Origin of the sequence: Streptomyces odontotermitis, assembly GCF_050510915.1 — a bacterium.
In the GTDB taxonomy this organism is placed as follows: Bacteria; Actinomycetota; Actinomycetes; order Streptomycetales; family Streptomycetaceae; genus Streptomyces.
On sequence record NZ_JBNJLS010000004.1, the window covers coordinates 16,714 to 39,132 of the forward strand.

Here is a 22,419-nt window from a genome sequence, read left to right on the forward strand (position 1 = left end):
AGGCGTTGCATTAAGCAGCAGCGGGATTGCAATTTTCGGCCCATAATTCCCGCTTGAATCGGGGCAATTGACCTCCACTTTCGTTGTCGACTTGTAAAACGCAACGTAGCCTTCGCGGCTGTCTGAACGATGGGTACGGCGAAGGAAGGTGAACCATGGCGGTGAGCGAGCAGATCGCGCTCGACGTCGAAGGGCTGCGCATGCGGTACGGCGCGCACGACGTGCTGCGCGATGTGACGTTCCAGGTGCGGCACGGCGAGGTGCTCGCCCTGCTCGGGCCGAACGGGGCGGGGAAGACCACGACGGTCGAGATCCTCGAGGGCTTCCGGATGCGCTCGGCCGGGCGGGCCGAGGTCCTCGGCTCGGACCCCGCGCACGGCACCGAGGCATGGCGGGCCCGGATCGGCGTCGTCCTGCAGTCCTGGCGGGATCACGGCAAGTGGCGGGTGCGCGAGCTGCTCGCACATCTCGGCTCCTGGTACGCGTGCTACTCCACGGCTTCGGTCCAACGCCCCTGGAACGCGGACGAGTTGGTCGCGGCGGTCGGACTGAGCGAGCACGCGGACCGGAAGGTCAGGACGCTCTCCGGTGGCCAGCGCCGCCGCCTCGACGTGGCGATCGGCCTGGTGGGCCGCCCTGAACTGCTGTTCCTGGACGAGCCCACGGCCGGACTCGACCCGCAGGCGCGGCGCGAGTTCCACGGCCTCGTACAGGGCCTTGCCGCGGAGCGGGCAACCACCGTCCTGCTCACCACGCACGATCTGCACGAGGCCGAGAAGCTCGCCGACCGCATCGTGATCCTGAGCGGCGGGCGCATCGTCGCGGACGGCACGGCGCAGGAGCTCGCCCGCCGGATCACCGGCGAGGACGAGGTCCGCTGGACGCTCGACGGACAGCAGTTCGTGCGGACGACGAGCCGGTCCACCCGCTTCGTCCACGACCTGTTCCAGCAGTACGGCACGTCCGTCACCGCCCTCGAAGTGCGCAGGTCGTCCCTGGAGGACACCTATCTCGCCCTGGTCCGGGAGGCGGAATCCGCCCTGGGGGAACAGGAATCGCGCCCCCTGCCGGAGGTGACCCGGTGATGCCGGGGACGCAGGGGAAGCCGGGGAAGCCGGGGATGCAGGGGACTCCGGGGATGCAGTCGAGCCCCGTCCACCCGGTGAAGACCCCCGGGCCGGCCACCGTCATGCTGCGCGCCGGGCTCTCCCGGGGCGTGATCGAGCTCCGCCAGTCGTTCACCAACGGCGGCGACCTGTGGAACCACCTCTTCTGGCCGGTCCTCATGCTGGGCGTCACGTTCTACCTGCGGGACGACACCTTCGGGGAGAGCGGCCTGCTGCTCGGCACGCTGGCGCTGCCCGGCATCCTCGGCATGAACGTGGCGGTCGGCATGATCGTCATGAGCCAGCACCTCACCGCGGACCGCGAGGACGGCACCCTGCTGCGCGTGAAGGCCACCCCGAACGGCATGCCCGGCTATCTCCTCGGCAAGATCGTCACCGTCTCCGGCAGCCTGATCGCCGATCTCGCGATCTTCCTGGTCCCCGGCATGCTGCTCGTGGACGGCCTCGCGGTCACCGGAGCGGACGCCTGGCTGACCCTTCTGTGGGTCCTCGCCCTCGGGCTGCTCGCGGCCCTGCCCGTCGGCGCGGTCCTCGGCTCCGCGTTCACCAGCGTGCGCGCCCAAGGGCTGCTCACGCTGCCGACGCTCGCCCTGATCGGGATCTCCGGGATCTTCTATCCCCTGACGTCGCTCCCCGGGTGGCTCCAGTGGACCGCCCAGGTCTTCCCGTTCTACTGGCTCGGCCTCGGCATGCGCTCCGCGCTGCTGCCGCACAGTGCCGTCACCGTGGAAATCGGCGACTCCTGGCGGCACTTGGAGACCGTCGGGGTGCTCGGCGCCTGGGCGGCGCTCGGGCTCGCGGTGGCCCCGGTCGTGCTCCGCCGCATGGCCCGGCACGAGTCAGGGTCACGGGTGGCGCAGCGGCGTGAGCGCGCGCTGCAGCGCGTGGGCTAGCCCTGTCCGGCGGATCCTCCCGCCCGACTCCTGGCCTCCGATGGCCAGGAGCCGCGTGGCGCGCGTGAATCGGGGTACGCACGTGCCATGCGGATGAGTGTCGTGGACGTCGGATCCCATACGGTGCGCCTGGCCATCGCCGACACCGAGGCCGGTGCGCCCCTGCCGGTGCACACGGCGAAGCGGCGCCTGCGCCTCGCCCAACTCGTGGAGGGGGACGGGCGCATCCGGGGCCGGAACATCGACAAGGTGGTCCGGGCGGTCGCCGACGCCCGCCAGGAAGCCCTGGACCGGGGCGCGGACGAGCCGTTCGCCTTCGCCACCGCGATCGTGCGCGACGCCCCCAACCGCGAACAGGTCCTCGACGCGGTGTACACGCGGACCGGCGTACGGCTGCGGGTGCTGCCCGGCGAGCTGGAGGCCGGGCTCACCTTCCTGGCCGCACGGCGCTGGATGGGCTGGCGCACCGGACCGCTCCTCGTGCTCGACATCGGCGGCGGGTCCCTGGAGGTCGCGTTCGGGCGGGGCCGCGTCCCGGACTTCGCCCTCTCCCTGCCGCTGGGCGCGAGCCGGCTGACGCGCGATCACCTCAGGGGCGAGGATCCCCCGGACCTCGCCACTCTGAAGGCCCTGCGCCGGGTGATCCGGCACGAGCTGCGGGACGTCGCCGCCCGGGTCCGCTGGGAGGCCCCGCACACGGCCGCCGCCACCTCGCGCACCTTCGGCCAGCTCGCCCGGCTCTGCGGCGCGGCACCGGGGCGCCAAGGCCCCTTCGTGCAGCGGGAGTTGCCGCGCAGGGAACTGCGGCAGGCGATCGACCGCCTCGCCGAGCTCCCGTCCCAGGAGCGCGCTCAGCTCCCCGGCATCTCCGCGCCCCGAGCGGCCCAGGCCCTGGCCGGGGCGCTGGTCGGACACACCGCGATGAAGCTGATGGGCATCGACCGGCTGACCGTCTGCCCCTGGGCCGTAAGGGAAGGGATCCTGCTGCGGCACATCGAGGAGGGCGGCGCGTGGTGGGACTCGCTCACCCTCCCGCCCGCACAGGTTCCCCCAGGGGCCTTTCCCGGTGAGGAGTCGGTGCGGCAGCTGCGGCTGGCTCCTCGCCCGTAGGCTCGGCCTGCGGTCTGCGGGCCTCGTGGCTGATGACCAGGAGAATCGCGACGATCAGCCAGTTGGCGACCATGGAGGAACCCCCCTGGGCCAGGAACGGCAGCGCCTTGCCGGTGAACGGCATCAGGCCGGTGACTCCCGCCGTGATGATGAAGACCTGGAGCGCGAGGACCACGGACAGGCCCGCGGCGATCAGCTTGCCGAAGGGGTGGGCGCAGGCCATGGCCGTGCGCAGCCCGCGCGCGACGAGCAACGTGTAGAGGAGCAGCACCGCCACCATCCCGGCGAGACCGAGCTCCTCGCCGACGGTGGTGAGGATGAAGTCGGTGCGCCCGGCGAAGCCGATGAGCTCCGGGTGCCCCTGGCCGAGGCCGGTGCCCGTGACGCCGCCGCTGCCGAAGCCGAACAGGGCCTTCGCCGCCTGGTCCGAGACCAGGCCCGGCGGGCGCTGGTCGGGCGGCAGATAGATGTCGAAGGGGTGCAGCCAGGCGAGGATGCGGCCCCGCACATGCGGTTCGGCCGCGCCGACGGCGGCGGCCCCCACCACGGCCATGGCGGTCCCGCACGCCACCCAACTGGTGCGCTCGGTCGCGATGTAGAGCATGGAGACGAAGACGCCGAAGAAGAGCAGCGACGTGCCCAGGTCGCGTTCGAAGACCAGGACCAGCAGGCTCAGCAGCCACACCGTGAGGATCGGGCCGATCTGTCGTCCGTGCGGCAGCGTGACGCCGAGCACGCGGCGCCCGGTGAGGGCCAGCGCGTCCCGGTGCAGCACCAGGAACCCGGCGAAGAAGACCACCACGGCGATCTTCGCGAACTCGCCCGGCTGGAAGGAGAACGGGCCCAGGTAGACCCACCGCTTGGCGCCGTAGGTGTCGCCGGGGAAGAAGGCCGGTGCCATGAGCAGGGCGAGGCCCGCCGCCATGGTGACGTAGAGATAGCGCTGCAGGCGGCGGTAGTTGCGCAGCAGGGCCAGGACCGCGATGACGGCAGCCATCGCGAGGACGGTCCACACGAGCTGGCCGGTGCTCGCGGGTGCCGCGTCGAAGCGGGCCGCGTAGGACGCGTCAAGCCGGTTGATCAGGAGCAGCCCGAGTCCGGTGAGGAGGAAGGCGAGCGGCAGGATGAGCGGGTCGGCGTACGGCGTGAACCTGCGGACCGCGAGGTGCACGGCGGCGGCGAGACAGACCTGTGAGAGGCAGAAGCCGGCCAGGTGCTGCGGGAGTTCGCCCGTCATGGCGAGGCTCGACTCCGTGTAGCCGTAGACGACGACCACGAGAGCCAGCGCGAGCAGGAGCGCTTCGGTGCGCCGGGCGTTCAGTTCACGCACGGGACACCGCCGCCGTCGATCTTCTGCTCGTCGCTGTGCGACGGGGACGGGGAGCTCTTCGACCCGTCCCTCGATCCGTCCTTCGACCCGTGCGGCGTCTTCGTCTCCTTCTCCGCCTGCCCCGACGTCTCCTCCTGCACGCGCCGCCGCACCAGGTCGCGGTCGACGATGTTGACGTCCTCGCCGTGGTGCTTGGCAAAGCGCTCCACCGGCAGGGTGGTGAACTCCACCTTGCCGCCGGAGAGGTTCTCGGCCTGCTTGACGAAGGAGAACACGCCCCAGCCCTTGTCGAGGACGATGTTGTCCTTGACGACGTTCTTGAGGTCGAGGAGCCGGGCCGGGTTGGTCAGGGTGCCGAGGCTGTTGACCTGGTGCAGGGCCGAGGCGAGGAACGCCTGCTGGCGGCGGGTGCGGTCCAGGTCGCCGCGGGGCAGACCGTGCCGCTGCCGTACGAAGGCCAGAGCCTGCTGGCCGTCGAGCTTCTGCTTGCCCGCCGGGAAGTCGGCGCCCGAGTAACGGTCCTTGACCGGCTTGTTGAGGCACACCTCGACGCCGTCGAGCGCACCGGCCAGGTGGTAGAAGCCCGCGAGACTGACCTCGGCGAAGTGGTCGATGGGCACCCCGAGGAAGGCGCGCACCGTCTGGATCTGCGACCGGCGCCCGGCCTCCCGGCCGCCGTTCTCCAGCTCGTGCCGGTCGGTGACGCCCTTGCGGCGCAGGCGCTCCTCCTCCGCCGCCTTCGCGAGGCCGTACGCCTTCTTGATCTTGTCCTTGCCGAAGCCGGGGATGTCGACGAGGTCGTCGCGCGGGATGGAGAAGCCCTTGGCCTTGCCGCCTCCCGCCGGGACGTGCAGCAGGATCAGGGTGTTGGCGTTGTAGCCGCCGATGTCGGAGCTGCCGGCGTGGAGCTTGTCCAGGACGTCGTCGGGGAGGTCCTCGCCGTTCTGGTCCTTCCTGGTGTCCAGGCCCATGAGCAGGATGTTCGTGGAGCCGTTCGTCGACTTGGGGGCGTCGTCGCCGAGCGCGGACGAGGACCCGATGCTGTCGACCTCGCGGTACAGGTACCAGGCAGCCGTGCCGCCGCACACCACGAGGGCCAGGGTGAGGATCAGCAGTGTGCGCCCGAGCCGGAACCGGCGGGCACGGCGTCGGGGGCGGTAGGGGCGAGCGGCTCGGTGCTGGGGCATGGCGACGATCCTGGGCACCGCATCCTGAAGGCAACCTGAGGAAACGGAAGCGGGCTTCAGATAAGGGCGAGCTCAGGGGCCGGCGTCACCGGGCCGGTGTGGCCCGGCCGGCTGCCGGGCCCGGTACGCCGGCCGGCTGCCGGGCCGGCTCAGGAGTCCGTGTCCCCCGACGCGGAGCCCGTCGCGGGCAGGCGCAGCACCAACCGCGCACCCCGTGCACCCTGCCCTCCCTGCTCCACGCCCAGCGTCCCCCCATGAGCCCGCGCGATCTCCCGCGCGATGGCCAGGCCCAGTCCCGTGCCGCCGCTGTCTCGGTTGCGGTCCGCGTCGAGCCGGGTGAAGCGGTCGAAGACCTGCTCCGCCGCCTCGGGCGGGATGCCCGGTCCGTCGTCGGCCACCTCGAGCACCGCCGCGCCGGTCGCCGGGTCCGTCGTGGCGGTGACGCGCACCTCGGAGTCCGCGAACCGCTCCGCGTTGTCCAGCAGGTTCGCCAGGAGGCGCTCCAGCTGGCCGCGGTCGGCCCGTACGGGTACCGGCTCGCCCGCCGCCAGGGTCAGCGGTACGCGGGGCGCGCGGCGCCGGGCGATCTCCTCGGCCGCGAGCAGGGACAGGTCGACGGGGTGCGCGGCCGGTGTCTGGCGCGCGTCGAGGCGGGCGAGCAGCAGGAGGTCGGCGGCGATGCGCTCCACGCGCAGGGTGCTGTCGAGGGAATGGCGCAGGGCGGCCGCCTGGTCGTCGGGGGCGGTCAGGAGGGCGAGTTCGAGTTCGGCGCGGGCCGTGGCGATGGGGTTGCGCAGTTCGTGCGAGGCGTCGGCGACGAACTGCCGCTGGCGGGTGACCGAGTCTTCCAGGCGCTCCAGGGTGTCGTTGACGGTGCGGGCGAGGCGGGTGATCTCGTCCTGGCCGCCCGGGGCGGGCACCCGGTGGCTGAGCCGGTCCGCACTGACGGCCGCCAGTTCGCCGCGGATCGACTCGACCGGGCGCAGCGCCGCACCGGTCACGGTCCAGGCGATGGCACCGGTGAGCAGCACCACGAGCGGCCCGCCGACCAGGAGCGTGAGGGCGAGGGCCCGTTCCGCGTCGGCCACGGAGTTGAGCTGGGTCAGGGCGTAGACGTAACGGTCGCCCTGCGGCGAGGGAGTGCGGACGACCGCGATCACGCTGCGGTGACCGGCCAGTGCCTCGCTGCCGGAGAACTCCCGTACGCCGGAGTCGTCCCCGGCATCGGGGCGGAAGTGCGCGAGGCGCTGCGCGCGGGCGGCGGGGTCGGGGGCGGTGCTGCCGAGCGGGCGGCCGCGGTCGTCCAGGACGAGCACGGAGTCGACGCCGCCGTCGGGCTCCGGCAGGTCGGCGTGGAGCCGTTTCGGATCGGCGGTGATCATCGCGGCCGTCTGCCGGGCGGCGAGCTCGGTGCGGTCGGAGACGTCGTCGAGGAGGTTGTTCCGCAGCGTGAGGTAGAGCCAGCCGCCGCCCGCGGCGAGGGCGATCACCATCGTCACGACGGCCGCCGCGGTGGACCGGGCCCGCAGCGTGCGGGGCATCCGGGGACGGAGGGAGCACAGGAGGCGCAGCACGCGCGACCGTCGCCCGGTGGCGCGGCTCTCAGGGGGCATCGGGTGCCAGCCGGTAGCCCACGCCTCGTACGGTGCGGATGGTGTGCCGCCCGAAGGGGGCGTCGAGCTTCTTGCGCAGCGAGCTGATGTAGACCTCGACGATGTTGGGGTCGACGTCGGCGGGCGAGTCCCAGACCTCGTCGAGGATGTGCTGCTTGGCGACCGCGCCGCCGTCCGCACCCATCAGACAGCCGAGCACGTCGAGCTCGCGGGCCGTCAGCTCCACGGTCTGCTCGCCGCGTTTGCAGAGCCGGGCGACGACGTCCAGGGTCAGGTCGCCGACCTGGAGCGTCGGGGGCCGCTCCCGTCCCGCGCGGCGGCCGAGGGCGCGCAGCCGGGCCAGCAGGACGACGAGCGAGAAGGGCTTGGTCAGATAGTCGTCGGCGCCCGCGTCGAGGCCGTCGGCCTCCTCGTACTCGCCGTCCTTGGCGGTCAGCATGAGGACGAGTGCGGGCTCGTCCAGGCCGCGCAGGCGGCGGCAGACGTCCAGCCCGTTGATGCCGGGCAGCATCAGGTCGAGCACGATCACGTCGTATCCCCCGGTCAGGGCGAGCTCGAGTCCTGCGTGTCCGTCATGGGCGACGTCCACCCAGTGGCCGTCCGAGGAGATGGCCCTGCGCAGGGTGTCGGCGAGCGGCCGCTCGTCTTCGATGACCAGGATCTTCACGGGTCAAATATCACATACGTAGGGAAATGGTCCGCTTCCGCCCTCCCTTCCTCTCTTTGTCCGCGCTCCCCCCTTCCCTCCCTGAAGGCGGCTTCAGGTGCCTCAGGCTCCCTTCAGCGGGGCGCCGCCAGGGTGGAGGGGCAGAGCAGCACGAGACCCAGGTCGCAGGAGGAAGCGATGACCACGCGTGAGACCGCACGGACCACCCTGACGCTGACCGGACTGTCGGCAGCCCTGCTGACCGTCGTCGCCGCGGCCTCGATCGCCACGGCCTCGCCGGAACGGGCCCACTTCATCAGCGGCGCGCTGCTCGGGATCTCCTTCGCCTCGGTCGGCTTCGGCCTGGCGGGCTGGGGCTTCACCCGACGGCGTACGGAGGGTCGGCGGCCCCGCGACGGAGGGCGCCCGTTCTGAGCATGGGCACCCTCGTCCTCGCCGGGCTGCTCGCCGCCCTGCTGGCCTTCCCCGGCATCATTCCCGACACCCCCGGCCACCTCGGCAGCCTGACCGAGACCGCGCTGCCGTGGCTCGGCCTCGCCGTCCCGTTCCTCCTTCTGCGGGCGGCGCTGCGCCGCTCCCCCACGCAGGTGGCCGCGGCGCTGGTGCCCGCCGTGGTCTGGGCCGCCGTCTTCGGCCCGGAATTCTTCGGCCAACAGCACCCGGAGCGGGCCGAGTTCCACGTCCTGACCCTCAACGTCGGCGGTGAGCGCACCACTCCGGAGGAGGTCGCCCGCGAGGTGACTGCTGCCGACGCCGACGTCGTGGCCCTGGAGAAGGTGCCGACCGGAGCCGTCAAGGAGTACGAGCGGCGCCTCGCCGCCGCGTATCCGCATCATGCGACGGCCAACACCCTTGGCCTGTGGTCGCGTTACCCACTGCACGACGTCGAGGCACTCGACCTGGGCGGGGCCTGGCCGCACGCGATCCGGGCCGTCGCCCGCACCCCCGGCGGCGACACGGCGCTGTACGCGGTGCGGCTGCCGTCCGTCCGTGTGACCGCGCGGCAGGGGTTCGCCGTCGCGGACCGGGACGCGAGCGCGGCCGCGCTGCGCGACCGTGTGGCCCACGACCCCGCCGCGCGCCTGGTGCTGCTCGGTGACCTCAACGGCAGTCTGCGCGACCGGGGGCTCGCGCCCCTGACGCGCGAGCTGAACTCCGTGCGCGACCAGGCGGGCCGCGGGCCCGGCTTCACCTGGCCCGCCGCGTTCCCGCTCGTCCGCATCGACCACGTTCTCGTACGGGGCCTGACGGCGACCGACGTCACGGTCCGCCCCGACCTCGGCAGCGACCACCGCCCGGTCCTCGCCGGGCTGCGCGGCGCCGGCTGACGCCACCGTGGGGGTCGCGCGAGGAAGCGATGGAGGGGAGCCTCGCTCCCTCGCGCTCTCGACGGTCGCCGTCGTCCGCGACGCGCGCGGCGGCGGCCGTCCCTATCGGGGTGACCGCGCTCCCGCCCGGAGAGGGGTCAACCTCCTGTGAAGGTACCCTTGTTCGCCCTCCGTGCCCCCTCCCGGGACGAGATGTCCCGTGCATTTATGCACTCGGCTCTTCGCGTGTCGCCCCACATGCTTGCCCGCACCCCCTTGCGCGAAGCAGGATTTCCCAACTCCGCATGGACATCAGCCGGTTGCTCACAGGAGGGGGCCCGACCGCATGCCGCCATCCGACCTGAAGGTCCTCATCGTCGATGACCACACGGACACCCTGTTCGCGATCGAGAGCGCCCTGGTCCCTCTCGGTTACGAGCTGAAGTGCGTCACCACCGGCGACGACGCCCTCAAGGAGATACTGCGCGACCAGGTCGGGGTCGTCCTGCTCGACGTGCGGCTGCCCGGCACCAGCGGCCTGGACGTGGTGCGGTACATGCGGCGCCTGGAGCAGACGCAGCGCATCCCCATCCTTCTGCTGACCGGCTTCGGCATGGGCCGTGACCTGTCCGCCGCCGCTTTCATGCTCGGCGTGGCCGACATCGTCCTCAAGCCGGTCGACCCGTGGGCGCTGCGGACCAAGGTGCGCTATCTGTACGAGAGTTACCGGCACGCGCGCGGCCTGCAACAGGAGCTCGACGCCCTCCGGGCCGTCAGGCGCTGACCACGTCCCGGACCGCCGCGAGGAAGTCCTCGGTGCGCGGATGGGTGGGGTGCGCGGGGCGGGCCAGGTAGACGGTGGCGGCGGGGGCGTCGGCGACCGGGACGAACCGGACCCCGGGGTGGCCGTGGCTCTCCGCCGTGCCCGCCGCGCCCACGCCGAACGCGCCGCCGATGGCGATGAGGTTCAGCCACTCGTCCACGTTGCCCACCTCGACCGTGCGAGCCGGGCGTTGTTCCGGGGGCCACAGGTCGGTCGAGGCGGTGCCGGTGTCCGGCCAGAGCGCCAGCGGCAGCTCCGGCCCGGCGGTGAGCTCGGCGAGCGTCACCCGGTCGCGGTCCGCGAGCGGATGGTCGTCGGGCAGGGCGGCGACCCGGTCCTCGGTGTAGAGGCCCTCGGTGCGGATGCGCGGGTCGGCGGGGACGGTGCGGAGCACCGCCACGTCGGTGTCCCCGGTGGCGAGCCCCGCGGTGCTGTTGTCCTGCCGGACCACCTCCAGCTCGATGTCCGGGTGGGTGCGGCGCCACGAGCGCAGCAGCGGGACGGTCTGCTGCCCGAGCACCGCGCAGGTGTAGCCGAGGCGCAGCGGACGGGAGACGGTGCGGGTGTCGGCGAGGGCCGCGTCCAGGTGGGCGAGGATGGCCCGACCGTGCCCGAGCAGCGTGGCCCCGGCGGGGGTGAGGGCCAGGTGCCGCGACGACCGGTCGACGAGCCGGACGCCGACGCGCGCCTCCAGCTGGGCGAGCGTGCGGGAGAGGGCGGGCTGCGTCATGTGCAGCCGGTCCGCGGCGGCGGTGACGGTGCCCGCGGCGGCCACCGCGTCCAGGGCCCTGAGATGGCGCAGCTCCACATCATCCATGCCTACGGAGCATAGTCCCTGCCCAGAAGGCATTTCCGGGCGCGGTCCCGGGTCCGTAGCGTCGATGACGCCCGGGGGCTCCCCCGGGTCCGAGTACGCACGGACGAACGGTGGGTGTGTGGGATGAGGATTCTTCTGGTCGGCGCGGGCGGCACGCTGGGCAGTGCGGTGCACAAGGCGCTCACGGAGCGCGGGCACGAGGTGATCGGGGTGGGCCGCACGGGCGGCGACCTGGTGGCCGACGTCACCGACCCGGAAGCGGTGTCGCGCCTGTACACGCAGGCGGGTCCGCTGGACGCGGTGGCGGTCGCGGCGGGCGACGCCGTGTTCCGCCCGCTGTCCGAGCTGACCTCCGACGATTTCGCGGCGACGTTGCGGGGCAAGGCGCTCAGCCAGCTGGAGCTGGTCCGCCAGGGCGCCGCCCACGTGACCCCGACCGGCTCGTTCACGCTGATCAGCGGCATCCTCACCGAGGAGCCGATCGTGGCCGGGGCGGCGGCTTCGGCGGCGAACGGGGCGGTCGAGGCGTTCGTACGGGCTGCCGCGATCGAGCTCCCGCCGCAGCGGATCAACGCGGTCAGCCCGACGGTGGTCGAGGAGTCCCTGCCCGCGTACGGGCCGTTCTTCGTCGGCATGGAGCCGGTCCCCGCGACCCGCGTCGCGACGGCGTACGTCCGCTCGGTCGAGGGCGCGCAGACGGGGCAGGTGTACCGGGTCCGCTAGGGCGTCAGCCACGTCACGTCCGCCACCCGGTCGCCGTCGAGCCGGAGGTGGAGCACCCGCGAGGGCGCCCGTGAAGGCACCCGTGTGGTGGGCGAGGGCGACCTCGCGGGGCGCGGGCGGTGGCGGTGGCGGTGGCGGTGGCGGTGGCGGTGGCGGGAGCCTTGCCCCGGCCGGGGCCGGACCGGCAGGACGAGCGGTCGGCGCGGCACTCGGGCGTACGGTGGGCCCGTGATCGAAATGCGACAGTTGACCATTTTTCGGGCGGTTGCCCGGAGTGGCTCCTTCTCAGCGGCGGCCCGGCAGCTCGGCTATACCCAGCCCGCGATCAGCCAGCAGATCAAGGCGATGGAGCGGGCCCTCGGCACTCCGCTGATCGTCCGTTCCGGGCGGCAGATGCAGCTCACCGAGGCGGGCGAGTCGCTGTGCCGGCACGCCGCCACGATCCTCGGCGCGCTGAACACGGCGGAGGCGGAGATCCAGGCGCTCGCGGGACTGCAGGCGGGGCGGGTGCGGGTGACCGCGTTTCCCAGCGCCTGTTCCCTGCTCGTCCCGAAGGCGATCTCGCTGACGCGCCGCGCCCACCCGGAGCTGCGCATCACCCTCGTCGAGGCCGAACCGCTGGAGGCGCTCGGCCTGTTGCGGGGCGGCGACTGCGAAGTGGCGCTCGTCTTCGACTACCCCGGGCGCGCCGACGCGGCGGCCGACGGCAGGTGCGGGAGCAGCGGGCCGACCGATGTCGCGGATCTCAGCACGCACCCGCTGTTCACCGAGCGCATGCGGGTGCTGCTGCCGCCCGGCCACCGGCTGTCCGGGACGGCGCGCACCGAACCGCTCCGCCTCGAGGAGCTGAAGGACGAGAGCTGGATCGCCGGGTGCCCCCAGTGCCGCGGGCACCTGGTGGACGCCTGCAAGGAGGCGGGGTTCCACCCGGACATCGGGTACGCGACGGACGACAACCCGGCCGTCGCGGGCCTCGTGGCGGAAGGGCTCGGTGTCGCCCTCGTACCGGAGCTGGCGCTGCTCGGCGGGCTGCCGCCCGGGGTGCGTGCGCTGCTGGTGGAACCCGCGCTGCACCGGCGGGTGCTCGCGGTGACGCTGCCGGGGCTGGACGCGGTGCCGGCCGTGAGCGCCATGATCCAGCAGCTCGGGCTCGCGGTGTCCCTCACCGAGTCGTCCGCCTTTCCTCAGGACGCATGACGCACGCCTCAAAGCACTTCTTTGCCGCACCCCAAGCATTTCCATCGCATTACTGAAACTTGTGGCACCCCTCCCGAACAGCTTGACGGGCCGGGACCTTTGCCGCTCAATTCCCGCTTTTCCGGTTCCTAGCATGAATTCCGTAAGGAACCGACGGAGAGGTTGGGACCATGGCTCAGACATTGGTGCGGCACGCAGACGTGGACGCAGGCGTGGACGTGGACGTGAACGTCTCCGACTGGCGTGCCGCCGTGACCGCGGCGGGTCCCGTGATGCTCGGCTATCTGCCGGTGTCCTTCGCCTTCGGTGTGCTGGCCCCCACCTTCGGAGTGCCCGCCTGGGCGGCGATCGCGATGTCCGGCATCGTCTTCGCGGGGTCCTCCCAGTTCGCGGCGCTCGGCCCGCTGCAGGCCGGGGCCTCGCCGGTGTCGATCGTCTTCACGACCTTTCTCGTCAATCTCCGGCACGCCCTCTACTCGCTCACCATGGCGCCGAGGACCAGCACCTGGAAGACCCGCGACAAACTGGGATTCGCCTGGCAGCTGACCGACGAGGCATTCGCGGTGCACTCCACGGAATTCGCGAAGCGCGAGCGCTCCGCCGGTGAGTGCCGGATATTCAGTTTCCTGATCCACGCCGCCTGGGCGGGCTCCACCGCCCTGGGCACCGTCGCCGCCGGACTCATTCCCGACAGCAAGGCGCTCGGCCTGGACTTCTCCCAGACGGCGATGTTCATCGCGCTGCTCGCCGTCCTGGTCAAGGGCCGCAGGGAGCTGGTCGTCGCCGCGCTCGCCGGGGTCCTCGCGGTCGCCATGACCAGCGCAGGTCTGCCGCTGTGGGCCGTGATCGTGCCGACGGTGGTGGCCGCGACGGCCGGTCTCGTCTGGGAGAACAAGACCTCGGGCGAGACGGCGGACCACGACGGCGCATTGGGCTCATCGAGCGCAGCGGCCGCATCGAACGCAGCAGACGCAGCAGACGCACCGGACGTAGCGACCATGGAGTGCCCCTCATGAGCACCACCGACCTGCTTCTCCTCCTGGGCGGCATGACCGCCGTCACCTACGCCGTGCGCTGCGCGCCGCTCTTCCTGGCCGGGCGCGTCACCATCCCCGCGGCAGTGCTGCGCTGGATGAACTACGTGCCGCCCGCCGTGCTCGCCACGCTGGTCCTGCCGTCGTTGTGCACCCCGGACACCGACAGCAACGCCCTCCAACTCTCCCTCTCCAACCCCCTGTTGCTCGCCGCGGTGCCCACCGTCCTGGTCGCCTGGCGCACCAAGAACATGTACGCCACCGTCGGCGTCGGCGTCGTCGCCCTGGCGCTGCTGCGCTGGCTCGGCCCCTTCGCCTGAGCCGCGAAGCCTTCGCCGGACACCCACTCGCCCCTTCTGCCCTGGAGTCACCCATGACCATCGCACCCCAGGTCCCGGCCGACCCCGAGACCCTCGACACCACCGGCCTCGAGCTGGACATCGACCGCTACGACCCGGCGTACCGCGCCTGGCTGCGCGAGGCCGTCCGCAAGGTCCAGGCCGACAGCAACCGCTCGGCAGACACCCATCTGCTGACCGTGCCCCTGCCCGCCGAGTGGGGCGTGGACCTCTACCTCAAGGACGAGTCGACGCACCCGACGGGCAGCCTCAAGCACCGTCTGGCCCGCTCCCTGTTCCTGTACGCCCTGTGCAACGGCTGGGTCCGTCCCGGGAAGCCGGTCGTCGAGGCGTCCAGCGGTTCGACGGCCGTGTCCGAGGCGTACTTCGCGAAGCTCATCGGCGTGCCGTTCATCGCGGTGATGGCCAGGTCGACCGCCCGCTCGAAGATCGACCTGATCGAATTCCACGGCGGCACCTGCCACTTGGTGGACAACCCGAGCGAGGTGTACGAGGTGTCCGCGCGCCTCGCCGCCGAGACCGGCGGCCACTACATGGATCAGTTCACCTACGCCGAGCGGGCCACCGACTGGCGCGGCAACAGCAACATCGCCGACTCGATCTTCCGCCAGCTGGCCGGGGAGCGGCACCCCGAGCCGTCCTGGATCGTCGCCGCGGCCGGCACCGGCGGCACCTCCGCGACCCTCGCCCGCTACGTCCACTACACGCAGCGCGCCACCGGCATCTGCGTCGCCGACCCGGAGAACTCCGCCTTCTTCGACGGCTGGCGCAGCCAGGACCCCGCGGCCACCACCGAAGTCGGCTCCCGCATCGAGGGCATCGGCCGGCAGCGCGTGGAGCCGAGCTTCATCGCGGGCGCCGTCGACCGCATGATGCGCGTGCCGGACGCCGCGTCCATCGCCACGATCCGGGTCCTGGAACGGCTCCTCGGCCGCAAGTGCGGGGCCTCCACCGGCACCAATGTGTGGGCCGCCGCCCGCCTCGTCTCCGAGATGCGCGCCCGCGGCGAGGAGGGCAGCGTGGTCACGCTCCTGTGCGACCCGGGCGAGCGCTACCTGGACAAGTACTACGCGGACGCCTGGCTCGCCGAGCAGGGCATCGACATCAGCCCCTACCAGGAGCGCATGGAGCGCTTCCTGCTCACGGGCGAACTCACCTGATCCCGCTGCCCGTTGCCCACCCCTGCCCCCCTGCCCATCCCCCCCTTGAAGGAGAGACATGACCACCCCCGAAGCCCGCCTGACCGCCGCCGGTCTGGAGCTGCCGCCGACCCCCGCGCCCGTCGCCGTGTACGTCCCGGCGGTACGCAACGGCTCGTACGTCTTCACCTCCGGCCAGCTGCCCCTGGTCGACGGAGCCCTCCCGCTGACCGGAAAGGTCGGCGCCGAGGTCACCCCGGAACAGGCCGAGGAGCTGGCCCGGCGCTGCGCCCTCAACGCGCTGGCGGCCGTGAAGTCCGTCGTCGGCGACCTCTCGGCCGTCAAGCGCGTCGTGAAGGTCGTCGGCTTCGTGGCCAGCGCCCCCGACTTCACGGGCCAGCCCGGCGTCGTCAACGGCGCCAGCGAACTGCTCGGCACCGCCTTCGCCGACGCGGGCGTCCACGCCCGCAGCGCGGTCGGCGTCGCGGTCCTCCCCCTGGACGCACCGGTCGAGGTGGAGATCCAGGTCGAGGTCTGACGGCCCCAGGAGTTGCCCGGACCGGCCCGACCGGCCCGACCGGCCTACTTCACGGCCGGGACCGGCGTCGTGGTCGCGGGCACGCCGGGCTTCGGCACACAGCCCAGGGCGCCGACGGCCTTGAGGTCGCGGGCGTCGACCGTCAGGCACCGGTACTCCTGCACGCTGCCGGGCTTGCCGGTGATGAGGTCGCCGGGCTGGTAGGTGCCCGGCACCCCGGAGCAGGAGTGCGCCTCATAGGCGCCCTTCAGGCCGGAGATGGCCTTGACCTCCTTGCACACGACCACGCCCGGGGTGTCGGCGTGCGCCGTCGCCGCCGTGACCGTCAGTCCGAGAACGCCCATCGCCGTGAGGGTGATGCCGGCAAGTGCTTTGCGCATGCGGTGACCTTTCGCCATGGGCCCCTGGAGGGACCCTCTCGTCGCCGACGGCCGGACGACCGGTCGACGCAAGGAGCCGTTCCCGGTGGGAGCGATGTCGTGTCCCCGCCATACGGGTGGTGACGCCCGCCTACGTCTCATCCCTCAGCTCATCCCTCAGCCGGGCCCACGTATAGGTGTCCAGGACGTCGTGGGGTCCCATGCGGGAGAGTTCGGCGCCGTCGCGCCCGAGGGCCACGACGACCGGGCGAACCGGGTGGCAGTCAGGCGGAGCCGCCCATGCGACGACGAGCGCGCGCCGTTCGGGAACCTCGATCCGGCGGTCACCGACGAGGAGTTGGGCGACGTCCGGCCCGACGCGCACCACGCTGCAGCCCACCCAGGGAATCTCCGCCAGGGAACGGGGCGGGCTGTCGCGGAAAGCGGCGCTGCGTACACCTCCCCCGTCGGACACCTCCAGGACATCGACCGCCCCGACGGCCGCTGGATCATCATCGACCGAGCCACCGCTGCCGCCCGTGTTCCGCCACTGCCCCCGGTACCACTCCAGGTGCTCGATGCACTCACGCGCCCACGCCGACCCGGGCCACCACACGATCCAGACCGCCCCCACACCGGCATCGGTGTCGATGTCGGCCGAGACCACCGTCGCCCATCGCCGCGACACCCGTTCAGGTTGCGGCTCCGCACCCTCGAGCACGCGCCGCACCACCTCCGGCAGCAGGGCCTCCACCCTGCGCTCCACCCAGCGCGTCACCCATATCTCTCGCCATGGCCGCATACGTCTGCCGTACACGAAGCACCCCGGGCGCACACCCCTCCCATCCTTATTGCATACTGTTCGCAATAACAAAATCTCTGCAGCAAGGGGTGAGCGACGGTGAAGTCCCCGGTCGTCCTGGGCATCGAGTCGTCCTGCGACGAGACCGGCGCGGGGCTCGTGCGCGACGGGCGGCTGCTCGGGCACGCCGTGGCGTCGAGCATGGACGCGCACGCCCGTTACGGAGGCGTCGTTCCCGAGATCGCGGCGCGGGCGCACGTGCACGCGCCGCGACCGGTGGTCCAACAGGCGCTGGACCAGGCCGGGTTGGGGCTCGGCGACATCGGCGCCGTCGCCGTGACCACCGGGCCGGGGCTGTCCGGCGCGCTGCAGGTCGGGCTCGCCGGGGCCAAGGGGATCGCCTACGCGCTGGGCGTTCCGCTGTACGGCGTCCACCACCTCGCCGGCCATGTCGCCGCCGACACCCTGGAGCACGGGCCGCTCCCCGACCCGTGCATGGTGCTGATCGTGTCCGGAGGCCACACCTCGCTGCTGCTCGTCCGCGACCTCGCGCGGGACCCGATCACGCACCTCGGGGACACCCTCGACGACGCGGCGGGCGAGTGCTTCGACAAGGTGGCGCGGGTCTTCGGGCTGCCGTATCCCGGAGGTCCGGCCATCGACCGGGCGGCGCGGGACGGTGATCCGCGCGCCGTCGCCTTCCCGCGGCCGCTGCCCGGCTCGTACGACTTCTCCTTCTCCGGCCTGAAGACCGCCGCCGCGCGCTGGGCCGAGGGCCACACGGGGAGCGTGCTGCCGGTGGCGGACGGGGCCGCGTCGCTGCAGGAGGCCGTCGCCGACGCGCTGACCCGCAAGGCCGTGGCCGCCTGCGCGGAGCACGGGGTGGGGACGCTCGTCGTGGTCGGTGGCGTCGCCGCCAACTCGCGGGTGCGGTCGCTCGCCGAGGAGCGCTGCCGGGCCGCGGGCGTCGCGCTGCGCGTACCGCCGCTGCGGCTGTGCACGGACAACGGCGCCATGATCGCGGCCGTCGGCGACCTGCTGGTGCGGGCCGGTGCCGAACCGGCGCCGCTGGACGTGTCGATCGACCCCTCGGCTCCCCTCGAACGCGCCGCCCTGCACCCGGTCGCCGCCGCGCGGGCGGCGGCGTGACGGGCAGCGGCACGAGGGGAGGCGACACGACGGGCGGCGGCACGACGGGGGCCGCCACCCATAAGCCCACCGGCGCCGACATCCGACCCCGCACGGGCGCCGACATCCGCGCCCGCGCCCTCACCGACGTCGCCATCCGCATCCTCACCGGCCCCGAACTCCTCACACACACCGGGGCCTTACGGTCCGTCTACGCCGACGCCTTCTGCGCCCCGCCCTGGAACGAGGACGAGCACGCCGCCCAGGCGTTCGCCGAGCGCCTCCCTGAGCAGGTGGCCCGGCCCGGGTTCACCGCCGCGACGGCCGTACGGGAAGGGCACGTTGTCGGCTTCGCCACCGCCTGGACCACCCGCACACCCTTCCCCGCCGACCGCTGCTACCCCCAGGCCGCCGCACTGCTCGGCGCCGAGCGCACCGCGCGGTGGCTGTGCGGCGCGCGCGAGATCGACGAACTCGCCGTCCGGCCCGCCGCCCAGGGCAGCGGGGTGGCCGCGGCGCTGCTCGACGCCGTCGCCGCCGGCGCGCCCGGCGGCCGCTGCTGGCTGCTGACCTCGGTCCGCTCGCCCCGCGCCCTCGCCTTCTACCGCCGCCGGGGCTGGACCCAGGTCACCCACCCCTCCCCCGGCGGCCGGGGCATCGCCGTCTTCCTGGGACCATGCCACCCGGCGGCCGCGTCCCTCGCCGCCGCCCCGCCCCTTTGAGAGCATGACTCACTGTTACCTATGCTCACAATGAGCAAGGTCCTGTTATTCTCCCCCCATGACTCCGGGCCCGACTCCCCCCGCCGACGCCGACGGCCAGCTCGCCGAGCAGCTGCTGCGCCTCACCCGCCGGATGCACCGCATCCAGAAGCACCACCTGGAGCACTCGCAGCTCGCCATCACCCCGGCGCAGTCCCGGCTGCTGCGGACCCTCGCGCACTACAGCGAACCGCCCCGCATGGCCGATCTCGCGCAGCGCCTCGAAGTGGTGCCGCGGGCGGTGACGACGCTGGTCGACGGGCTGGAGGCGGGCGGGCGGGTGCGCCGGGCGCCCGATCCGAGCAACCGCCGGGTGGTGCGGATCGAGCTCACGGAGGAGGGCCGGGAGGCACTGCGGGAGCTGCGCGGCGCGCGCCGGGCCGCCGTAGAGGACATCCTGGCTCCATTGGACGCCGAGCAGCGCGAGCAGTTGGGCGGCCTGCTGAACACGCTGCTCGACGTACCGGAAGACCGTCGCTGCTGACACCGCCGCCCTTCGCCCGAGGACCCGAGGACCTGAGAGGCCCCGGGACCCGCGGCCCCGAGGACCCGTGGAGAGGCCATGCCGCTGCTGGAGCCCGACCCCGAAGCACTGCGTCCCGCCGTCCGCCCCGGACATGACCCGGCCCCCGACCGGGTCCCGGACGCACAGGCCCCGGGCACCCCGGAGCCGCTGCGCACGGAGCTGACCGAGCTGCTCGGCGCGGAGAAGGTCCTCACGAAGGTCTCGGACCTCGTGCGGTACGCCTCGGACGCCAGCCCCTACCGCTTCGTGCCGCGCGTCGTCGTGGTCGCCGAGGACATCGACGACGTCTCGGCGGTCCTCTCGTACGCGCACGGCAAGGGCCGCGAGGTCGTCTTCCGTGCCGCGGGCACCTCGCTGAACGGGCAGGCGCAGGGCGAGGACATCCTCGTCGACGTACGCAAGCACTGGGCCGGCGTCGAGGTGCTCGGCGACGGTGAGCAGGCGCGGATCGGGCCCGGCACGACCGTGGTGCGCGCCAATGCGACGCTCTCCCGCTACGGGCGCGTGCTCGGCCCCGACCCGGCGAGCGCCATCGCCTGCACCATCGGCGGCGTCGTCGCCAACAACGCCTCCGGGATGACGGCGGGCACCACCCGGAACTCGTACCGGACCGTGGCCTCACTGACCTTCGTCCTGCCGTCGGGGACGGTCGTCGACACGGGCGAGCCGGACGCCGACGAGCAGCTGGCGCACGCCGAACCCGCCCTGTGCGCGGGCCTGTCGGAGATCAAGCGGGAGATCGAGGCCGACCCGGACCTCGTCGCGCGCATCCGCGCCAAGTACGAGATCAAGAACACCAACGGCTACCGGCTCGACGCGTTCCTGGACGGGGCCACGCCCGTGGAGATCCTGCGCGGCCTGATGGTGGGCTCGGAGGGGACGTTCGGGTTCATCTCGGAGGTCGTCTTCGACACGCTGCCGCTGGACCGGCACGTCTCGACCGCGCTGTTGTTCTTCCCGTCGCTGCCCGCCGCCGCTGCCGCCGTCCCGCTCTTCAACGACGCGGGCGCTCTCGCCGTGGAGTTGATGGACGGCAACACGCTGCGCGCATCGGTGAGCGTCAAGGGCGTGCCGCAGGACTGGGCGCGGCTGCCCAAGGAGACCGCGGCGCTGCTCGTGGAGTTCCGGGCTCCGGACGAGGCGCGGCAGGAAGCGTACGAGCAGGCGGCGGCCGGGGTCGTCGAGGGGCTCGAACTCGTCGCACCCGTCGCGTCGGTGACGAACGCGTTCACGCGCGACGCGAAGGCGATCGCGGGCTACTGGAAGGCGCGGAAGGCGTTCGTGACGGCGGTCGGCGGTTCGCGGCCCTCAGGGACGACGCTGATCACCGAGGACTTCGCGGTGCCGCCCGCGCGGCTCGCCGACGCCTGCCAGGCCCTCCTCGAGCTGCAGGTGCGGCACGGCTTCGACGCGGCGGTGGCCGGTCACGCGGCGCACGGCAACCTCCACTTCCTGCTGGCGTTCGACGCGGGGCTGCCCGCGGACGTGGAGCGGTACGCGGCCTTCATGGACGACTTCTGCCGCCTGACCGTCGAGCGGTTCGACGGCTCCCTGAAGGCCGAGCACGCCACCGGCCGCAACATCGCGCCGTTCCTGGAGCTCGAATGGGGGCCGCGCGCCACGGAGTTGATGTGGCGCACGAAGCAGGTCATCGACCCGGACGGGGTGCTCGCGCCGCGCATCGTCCTGGACCGCGACCCCAAGGCCCATCTGCGCGGCCTGAAGACCATCCCGAAGGTCGAGCCGATCGCGGACCCGTGCATCGAGTGCGGCTTCTGCGAACCGACCTGCCCCAGCGAGGACCTGACCACCACACCGCGCCAACGCATCGTGCTGCGCCGCGAGATGATGCGCCAGGCGGACGGCTCCCCGGTCCAGGAAGGGCTGGTCGAGGCGTACGGGTACGACGCCGTGGACACCTGCGCGGGCGACTCCACCTGCAAGCTGGCCTGTCCCGTCGGCATCGACACGGGCGCGTACATGAAGGGCTTCCGGCACGCGCGCCACTCCGCGCGCGAGGAGCAGGTGGCCGCCCTCGCGGCCCGTAACTTCAAGGCGGTCGAAGCCTCGGCGCGGCTGGCCGTGGCCGCCGCCGACAAGATCAGCGACCGGCTGCTCACCGCCGTCACCCGGGCCGCCCGCAAGGCGGTGCGCCCCGACCTCGTACCGGAGTGGCTCGCGCAGGTGCCGGGCGCGGCGCGCCGGAAGCTGCCGGGCACCTCGCGGGTGGGCGCCGCGGCCGTCTACTACCCGGCGTGCGTCAACCGCATCTTCGCGAGCCCCGGCGACCGCACCCTCCCGCAGGCCGTGGTCGCCGTCTCCGCGCGCGCGGGCAGGCCGGTATGGATCCCGGAGGACGTCGCGGGGACATGCTGCGCGACGATCTGGCACTCCAAGGGCTATGACCGGGGCAACGCCGTGATGGCCAACCGGATCGTCGAGGCGGCCTGGGGCTGGACGGCGGGCGGCCGCCTTCCGCTGGTCGTGGACGCCTCGTCCTGCACGCTCGGCATCGCGCACGAGGTGGTGCCCTATCTCACCGACGCCAACAAGGAGTTGCACGCCGAGCTGACGATCGTCGACTCCCTCGTCTGGGCCGCCGAGGAGCTGCTCCCCCGCCTCACGGTGCACCGCACGGCCCGCTCCGCCGTCCTGCACCCCACCTGCTCCATGGAGCACCTCGGCGACACGGCCCAGCTGCGGGCCGTCGCGCAGGCGTGCGCGGACGAGGTGGTGGTGCCGGACAGCGCCAAGTGCTGCGGCTTCGCCGGGGACCGGGGGATGCTCCACAAGGAGCTCACCGAGTCGGCCACGCGCAAGGAGGCCGCGGAGGTGACGGCGCGCGACTTCGACGCGCATCTGTCGGCGAACCGCATGTGCGAGGTGGGCATGGACCACGCGACGGGGCGCGGCTACTACTCGGTGCTCATCGAACTGGAGCGGGCGACGCGTCCCGCGGGGTGAGCGTCCCGCGGGGTG

General features: G+C 72.7%; 23 protein-coding genes. 16 read left to right on the forward strand and 7 right to left on the reverse strand.

Annotation, left to right across the window (positions count from 1 at the left end):
- The first annotated feature begins 155 nt into the window (after window positions 1-155).
- The 3 genes from ACQB60_RS13580 to ACQB60_RS13590 all read left to right on the forward strand — a co-directional run bounded on the left by ACQB60_RS13580 (window position 156) and on the right by ACQB60_RS13590 (window position 3,130).
- The gene (locus tag ACQB60_RS13580) at window positions 156-1,085 is read left to right on the forward strand and encodes an ABC transporter ATP-binding protein (protein WP_496926198.1); all 930 of its coding nucleotides are present in this window, start codon (window positions 156-158) and stop codon (window positions 1,083-1,085) included.
- Window positions 1,086-1,138: 53 nt separating this feature from the next.
- Entirely contained in the window at window positions 1,139-2,020 is an 882-nt protein-coding gene (locus ACQB60_RS13585) for an ABC transporter permease (RefSeq protein WP_496926199.1), read from the forward strand.
- Window positions 2,021-2,107: 87 nt separating this feature from the next.
- A complete protein-coding gene (locus ACQB60_RS13590) occupies window positions 2,108-3,130 on the forward strand; it encodes a Ppx/GppA family phosphatase (RefSeq protein WP_496926200.1) in 1,023 nt (340 codons plus the stop codon).
- Here ACQB60_RS13590 and ACQB60_RS13595 read toward each other — a convergent pair.
- The 4 genes from ACQB60_RS13595 to ACQB60_RS13610 form a co-directional block, all read right to left on the reverse strand.
- Complete coding sequence (locus tag ACQB60_RS13595; protein ID WP_496926201.1) at window positions 3,045-4,460, reverse strand: FtsW/RodA/SpoVE family cell cycle protein; 1,416 nt, start codon at window positions 4,458-4,460, stop codon at window positions 3,045-3,047. The genes ACQB60_RS13590 and ACQB60_RS13595 overlap by 86 nt on opposite strands.
- Window positions 4,448-5,647: an LCP family protein gene (locus ACQB60_RS13600; protein ID WP_496926202.1), complete on the reverse strand. Its 1,200-nt coding sequence runs from the start codon at window positions 5,645-5,647 to the stop codon at window positions 4,448-4,450. Before ACQB60_RS13600 ends, ACQB60_RS13595 begins: the two co-directional genes overlap by 13 nt.
- Before the next feature lie 149 nt (window positions 5,648-5,796).
- Window positions 5,797-7,188, reverse strand: a complete 1,392-nt coding sequence (locus tag ACQB60_RS13605) for a sensor histidine kinase (RefSeq protein ID WP_496926203.1) — start codon at window positions 7,186-7,188, stop codon at window positions 5,797-5,799.
- A 61-nt stretch (window positions 7,189-7,249) separates the two neighbouring features.
- Window positions 7,250-7,927, reverse strand: a complete 678-nt coding sequence (locus ACQB60_RS13610) for a response regulator transcription factor (RefSeq protein WP_384832528.1) — start codon at window positions 7,925-7,927, stop codon at window positions 7,250-7,252.
- A gap of 177 nt (window positions 7,928-8,104) precedes the next feature.
- Here ACQB60_RS13610 and ACQB60_RS13615 point away from each other — a divergent pair, with 177 nt between their 5' ends.
- From ACQB60_RS13615 to ACQB60_RS13625, 3 genes are all read left to right on the forward strand, one after another.
- A complete protein-coding gene (locus ACQB60_RS13615; protein WP_496926204.1) occupies window positions 8,105-8,341 on the forward strand; it encodes a hypothetical protein in 237 nt (78 codons plus the stop codon).
- 2 nt (window positions 8,342-8,343) lie between these two features.
- Window positions 8,344-9,255: an endonuclease/exonuclease/phosphatase family protein gene (locus ACQB60_RS13620; protein ID WP_496926205.1), complete on the forward strand. Its 912-nt coding sequence runs from the start codon at window positions 8,344-8,346 to the stop codon at window positions 9,253-9,255.
- 325 nt (window positions 9,256-9,580) lie between these two features.
- Window positions 9,581-10,018 carry a response regulator gene (locus ACQB60_RS13625; RefSeq protein ID WP_496926206.1) on the forward strand — a complete coding sequence of 146 codons (438 nt, stop codon included), beginning with the start codon at window positions 9,581-9,583 and terminating at the stop codon, window positions 10,016-10,018.
- Here the strand turns inward: ACQB60_RS13625 and ACQB60_RS13630 are convergent.
- Complete coding sequence (locus ACQB60_RS13630; protein WP_496926207.1) at window positions 10,008-10,874, reverse strand: LysR family transcriptional regulator; 867 nt, start codon at window positions 10,872-10,874, stop codon at window positions 10,008-10,010. The two genes, ACQB60_RS13625 and ACQB60_RS13630, sit on opposite strands and share 11 nt — an antisense overlap.
- 123 nt (window positions 10,875-10,997) lie before the next feature.
- Here ACQB60_RS13630 and ACQB60_RS13635 point away from each other — a divergent pair, with 123 nt between their 5' ends.
- The 6 genes from ACQB60_RS13635 to ACQB60_RS13660 all read left to right on the forward strand — a co-directional run bounded on the left by ACQB60_RS13635 (window position 10,998) and on the right by ACQB60_RS13660 (window position 15,864).
- Window positions 10,998-11,597 (forward strand): short chain dehydrogenase, encoded by a 600-nt coding sequence (locus tag ACQB60_RS13635; protein ID WP_496926208.1) that lies wholly within the window; start codon window positions 10,998-11,000, stop codon window positions 11,595-11,597.
- A 228-nt stretch (window positions 11,598-11,825) separates the two neighbouring features.
- Complete coding sequence (locus ACQB60_RS13640) at window positions 11,826-12,794, forward strand: LysR family transcriptional regulator (protein WP_496926209.1); 969 nt, start codon at window positions 11,826-11,828, stop codon at window positions 12,792-12,794.
- 170 nt (window positions 12,795-12,964) lie between these two features.
- The gene (locus ACQB60_RS13645) at window positions 12,965-13,810 is read left to right on the forward strand and encodes an AzlC family ABC transporter permease (RefSeq protein WP_496926210.1); all 846 of its coding nucleotides are present in this window, start codon (window positions 12,965-12,967) and stop codon (window positions 13,808-13,810) included.
- The gene (locus ACQB60_RS13650) at window positions 13,807-14,148 is read left to right on the forward strand and encodes an AzlD domain-containing protein (RefSeq protein WP_496926211.1); all 342 of its coding nucleotides are present in this window, start codon (window positions 13,807-13,809) and stop codon (window positions 14,146-14,148) included. Before ACQB60_RS13645 ends, ACQB60_RS13650 begins: the two co-directional genes overlap by 4 nt.
- 53 nt (window positions 14,149-14,201) lie before the next feature.
- Complete coding sequence (locus ACQB60_RS13655; protein WP_496926212.1) at window positions 14,202-15,347, forward strand: PLP-dependent cysteine synthase family protein; 1,146 nt, start codon at window positions 14,202-14,204, stop codon at window positions 15,345-15,347.
- A 58-nt stretch (window positions 15,348-15,405) separates the two neighbouring features.
- Entirely contained in the window at window positions 15,406-15,864 is a 459-nt protein-coding gene (locus ACQB60_RS13660; RefSeq protein ID WP_496926213.1) for a RidA family protein, read from the forward strand.
- A 44-nt stretch (window positions 15,865-15,908) separates the two neighbouring features.
- Here the strand turns inward: ACQB60_RS13660 and ACQB60_RS13665 are convergent, their stop codons facing one another.
- On the reverse strand, window positions 15,909-16,244 hold the full coding sequence (locus ACQB60_RS13665) for a hypothetical protein (protein WP_496926214.1): 336 nt from the start codon (window positions 16,242-16,244) through the stop codon (window positions 15,909-15,911).
- Window positions 16,245-16,374: 130 nt separating this feature from the next.
- The gene (locus ACQB60_RS13670) at window positions 16,375-17,025 is read right to left on the reverse strand and encodes a hypothetical protein (protein WP_496926215.1); all 651 of its coding nucleotides are present in this window, start codon (window positions 17,023-17,025) and stop codon (window positions 16,375-16,377) included.
- A 99-nt stretch (window positions 17,026-17,124) separates the two neighbouring features.
- Here ACQB60_RS13670 and tsaD point away from each other — a divergent pair, with 99 nt between their 5' ends.
- The 4 genes from tsaD (at window position 17,125) to ACQB60_RS13690 (ending at window position 22,404) form a co-directional block, all read left to right on the forward strand.
- Window positions 17,125-18,174: a tRNA (adenosine(37)-N6)-threonylcarbamoyltransferase complex transferase subunit TsaD gene (tsaD, locus tag ACQB60_RS13675; RefSeq protein ID WP_496926216.1), complete on the forward strand. Its 1,050-nt coding sequence runs from the start codon at window positions 17,125-17,127 to the stop codon at window positions 18,172-18,174.
- Between the two features lie 134 nt (window positions 18,175-18,308).
- Window positions 18,309-18,875, forward strand: coding sequence for a GNAT family N-acetyltransferase (locus ACQB60_RS13680; protein ID WP_496926624.1), 567 nt, complete (start codon window positions 18,309-18,311; stop codon window positions 18,873-18,875).
- A gap of 58 nt (window positions 18,876-18,933) precedes the next feature.
- A complete protein-coding gene (locus ACQB60_RS13685; RefSeq protein WP_496926217.1) occupies window positions 18,934-19,398 on the forward strand; it encodes a MarR family winged helix-turn-helix transcriptional regulator in 465 nt (154 codons plus the stop codon).
- A gap of 78 nt (window positions 19,399-19,476) precedes the next feature.
- Window positions 19,477-22,404 (forward strand): FAD-binding and (Fe-S)-binding domain-containing protein, encoded by a 2,928-nt coding sequence (locus ACQB60_RS13690; RefSeq protein WP_496926218.1) that lies wholly within the window; start codon window positions 19,477-19,479, stop codon window positions 22,402-22,404.
- Window positions 22,405-22,419: the final 15 nt, after the last annotated feature.

Coding starts and splice junctions, on each gene's coding strand:
- ACQB60_RS13580 (WP_496926198.1), top strand. CDS start 156: ATGGCGGTGAGCGAGCAGATCGCGCTCGACGTCGAAGGGCTGCGCATG.
- ACQB60_RS13585 (WP_496926199.1), top strand. CDS start 1,139: ATGCAGTCGAGCCCCGTCCACCCGGTGAAGACCCCCGGGCCGGCCACC.
- ACQB60_RS13590 (WP_496926200.1), top strand. CDS start 2,108: ATGCGGATGAGTGTCGTGGACGTCGGATCCCATACGGTGCGCCTGGCC.
- ACQB60_RS13600 (WP_496926202.1), bottom strand. CDS start 5,647: ATGCCCCAGCACCGAGCCGCTCGCCCCTACCGCCCCCGACGCCGTGCC.
- ACQB60_RS13605 (WP_496926203.1), bottom strand. CDS start 7,188: ATGCCCCGCACGCTGCGGGCCCGGTCCACCGCGGCGGCCGTCGTGACG.
- ACQB60_RS13615 (WP_496926204.1), top strand. CDS start 8,105: ATGACCACGCGTGAGACCGCACGGACCACCCTGACGCTGACCGGACTG.
- ACQB60_RS13620 (WP_496926205.1), top strand. CDS start 8,344: ATGGGCACCCTCGTCCTCGCCGGGCTGCTCGCCGCCCTGCTGGCCTTC.
- ACQB60_RS13625 (WP_496926206.1), top strand. CDS start 9,581: ATGCCGCCATCCGACCTGAAGGTCCTCATCGTCGATGACCACACGGAC.
- ACQB60_RS13630 (WP_496926207.1), bottom strand. CDS start 10,874: ATGGATGATGTGGAGCTGCGCCATCTCAGGGCCCTGGACGCGGTGGCC.
- ACQB60_RS13635 (WP_496926208.1), top strand. CDS start 10,998: ATGAGGATTCTTCTGGTCGGCGCGGGCGGCACGCTGGGCAGTGCGGTG.
- ACQB60_RS13645 (WP_496926210.1), top strand. CDS start 12,965: ATGGCTCAGACATTGGTGCGGCACGCAGACGTGGACGCAGGCGTGGAC.
- ACQB60_RS13650 (WP_496926211.1), top strand. CDS start 13,807: ATGAGCACCACCGACCTGCTTCTCCTCCTGGGCGGCATGACCGCCGTC.
- ACQB60_RS13655 (WP_496926212.1), top strand. CDS start 14,202: ATGACCATCGCACCCCAGGTCCCGGCCGACCCCGAGACCCTCGACACC.
- ACQB60_RS13660 (WP_496926213.1), top strand. CDS start 15,406: ATGACCACCCCCGAAGCCCGCCTGACCGCCGCCGGTCTGGAGCTGCCG.
- ACQB60_RS13665 (WP_496926214.1), bottom strand. CDS start 16,244: ATGCGCAAAGCACTTGCCGGCATCACCCTCACGGCGATGGGCGTTCTC.
- ACQB60_RS13670 (WP_496926215.1), bottom strand. CDS start 17,025: ATGCGGCCATGGCGAGAGATATGGGTGACGCGCTGGGTGGAGCGCAGG.
- ACQB60_RS13685 (WP_496926217.1), top strand. CDS start 18,934: ATGACTCCGGGCCCGACTCCCCCCGCCGACGCCGACGGCCAGCTCGCC.
- ACQB60_RS13690 (WP_496926218.1), top strand. CDS start 19,477: ATGCCGCTGCTGGAGCCCGACCCCGAAGCACTGCGTCCCGCCGTCCGC.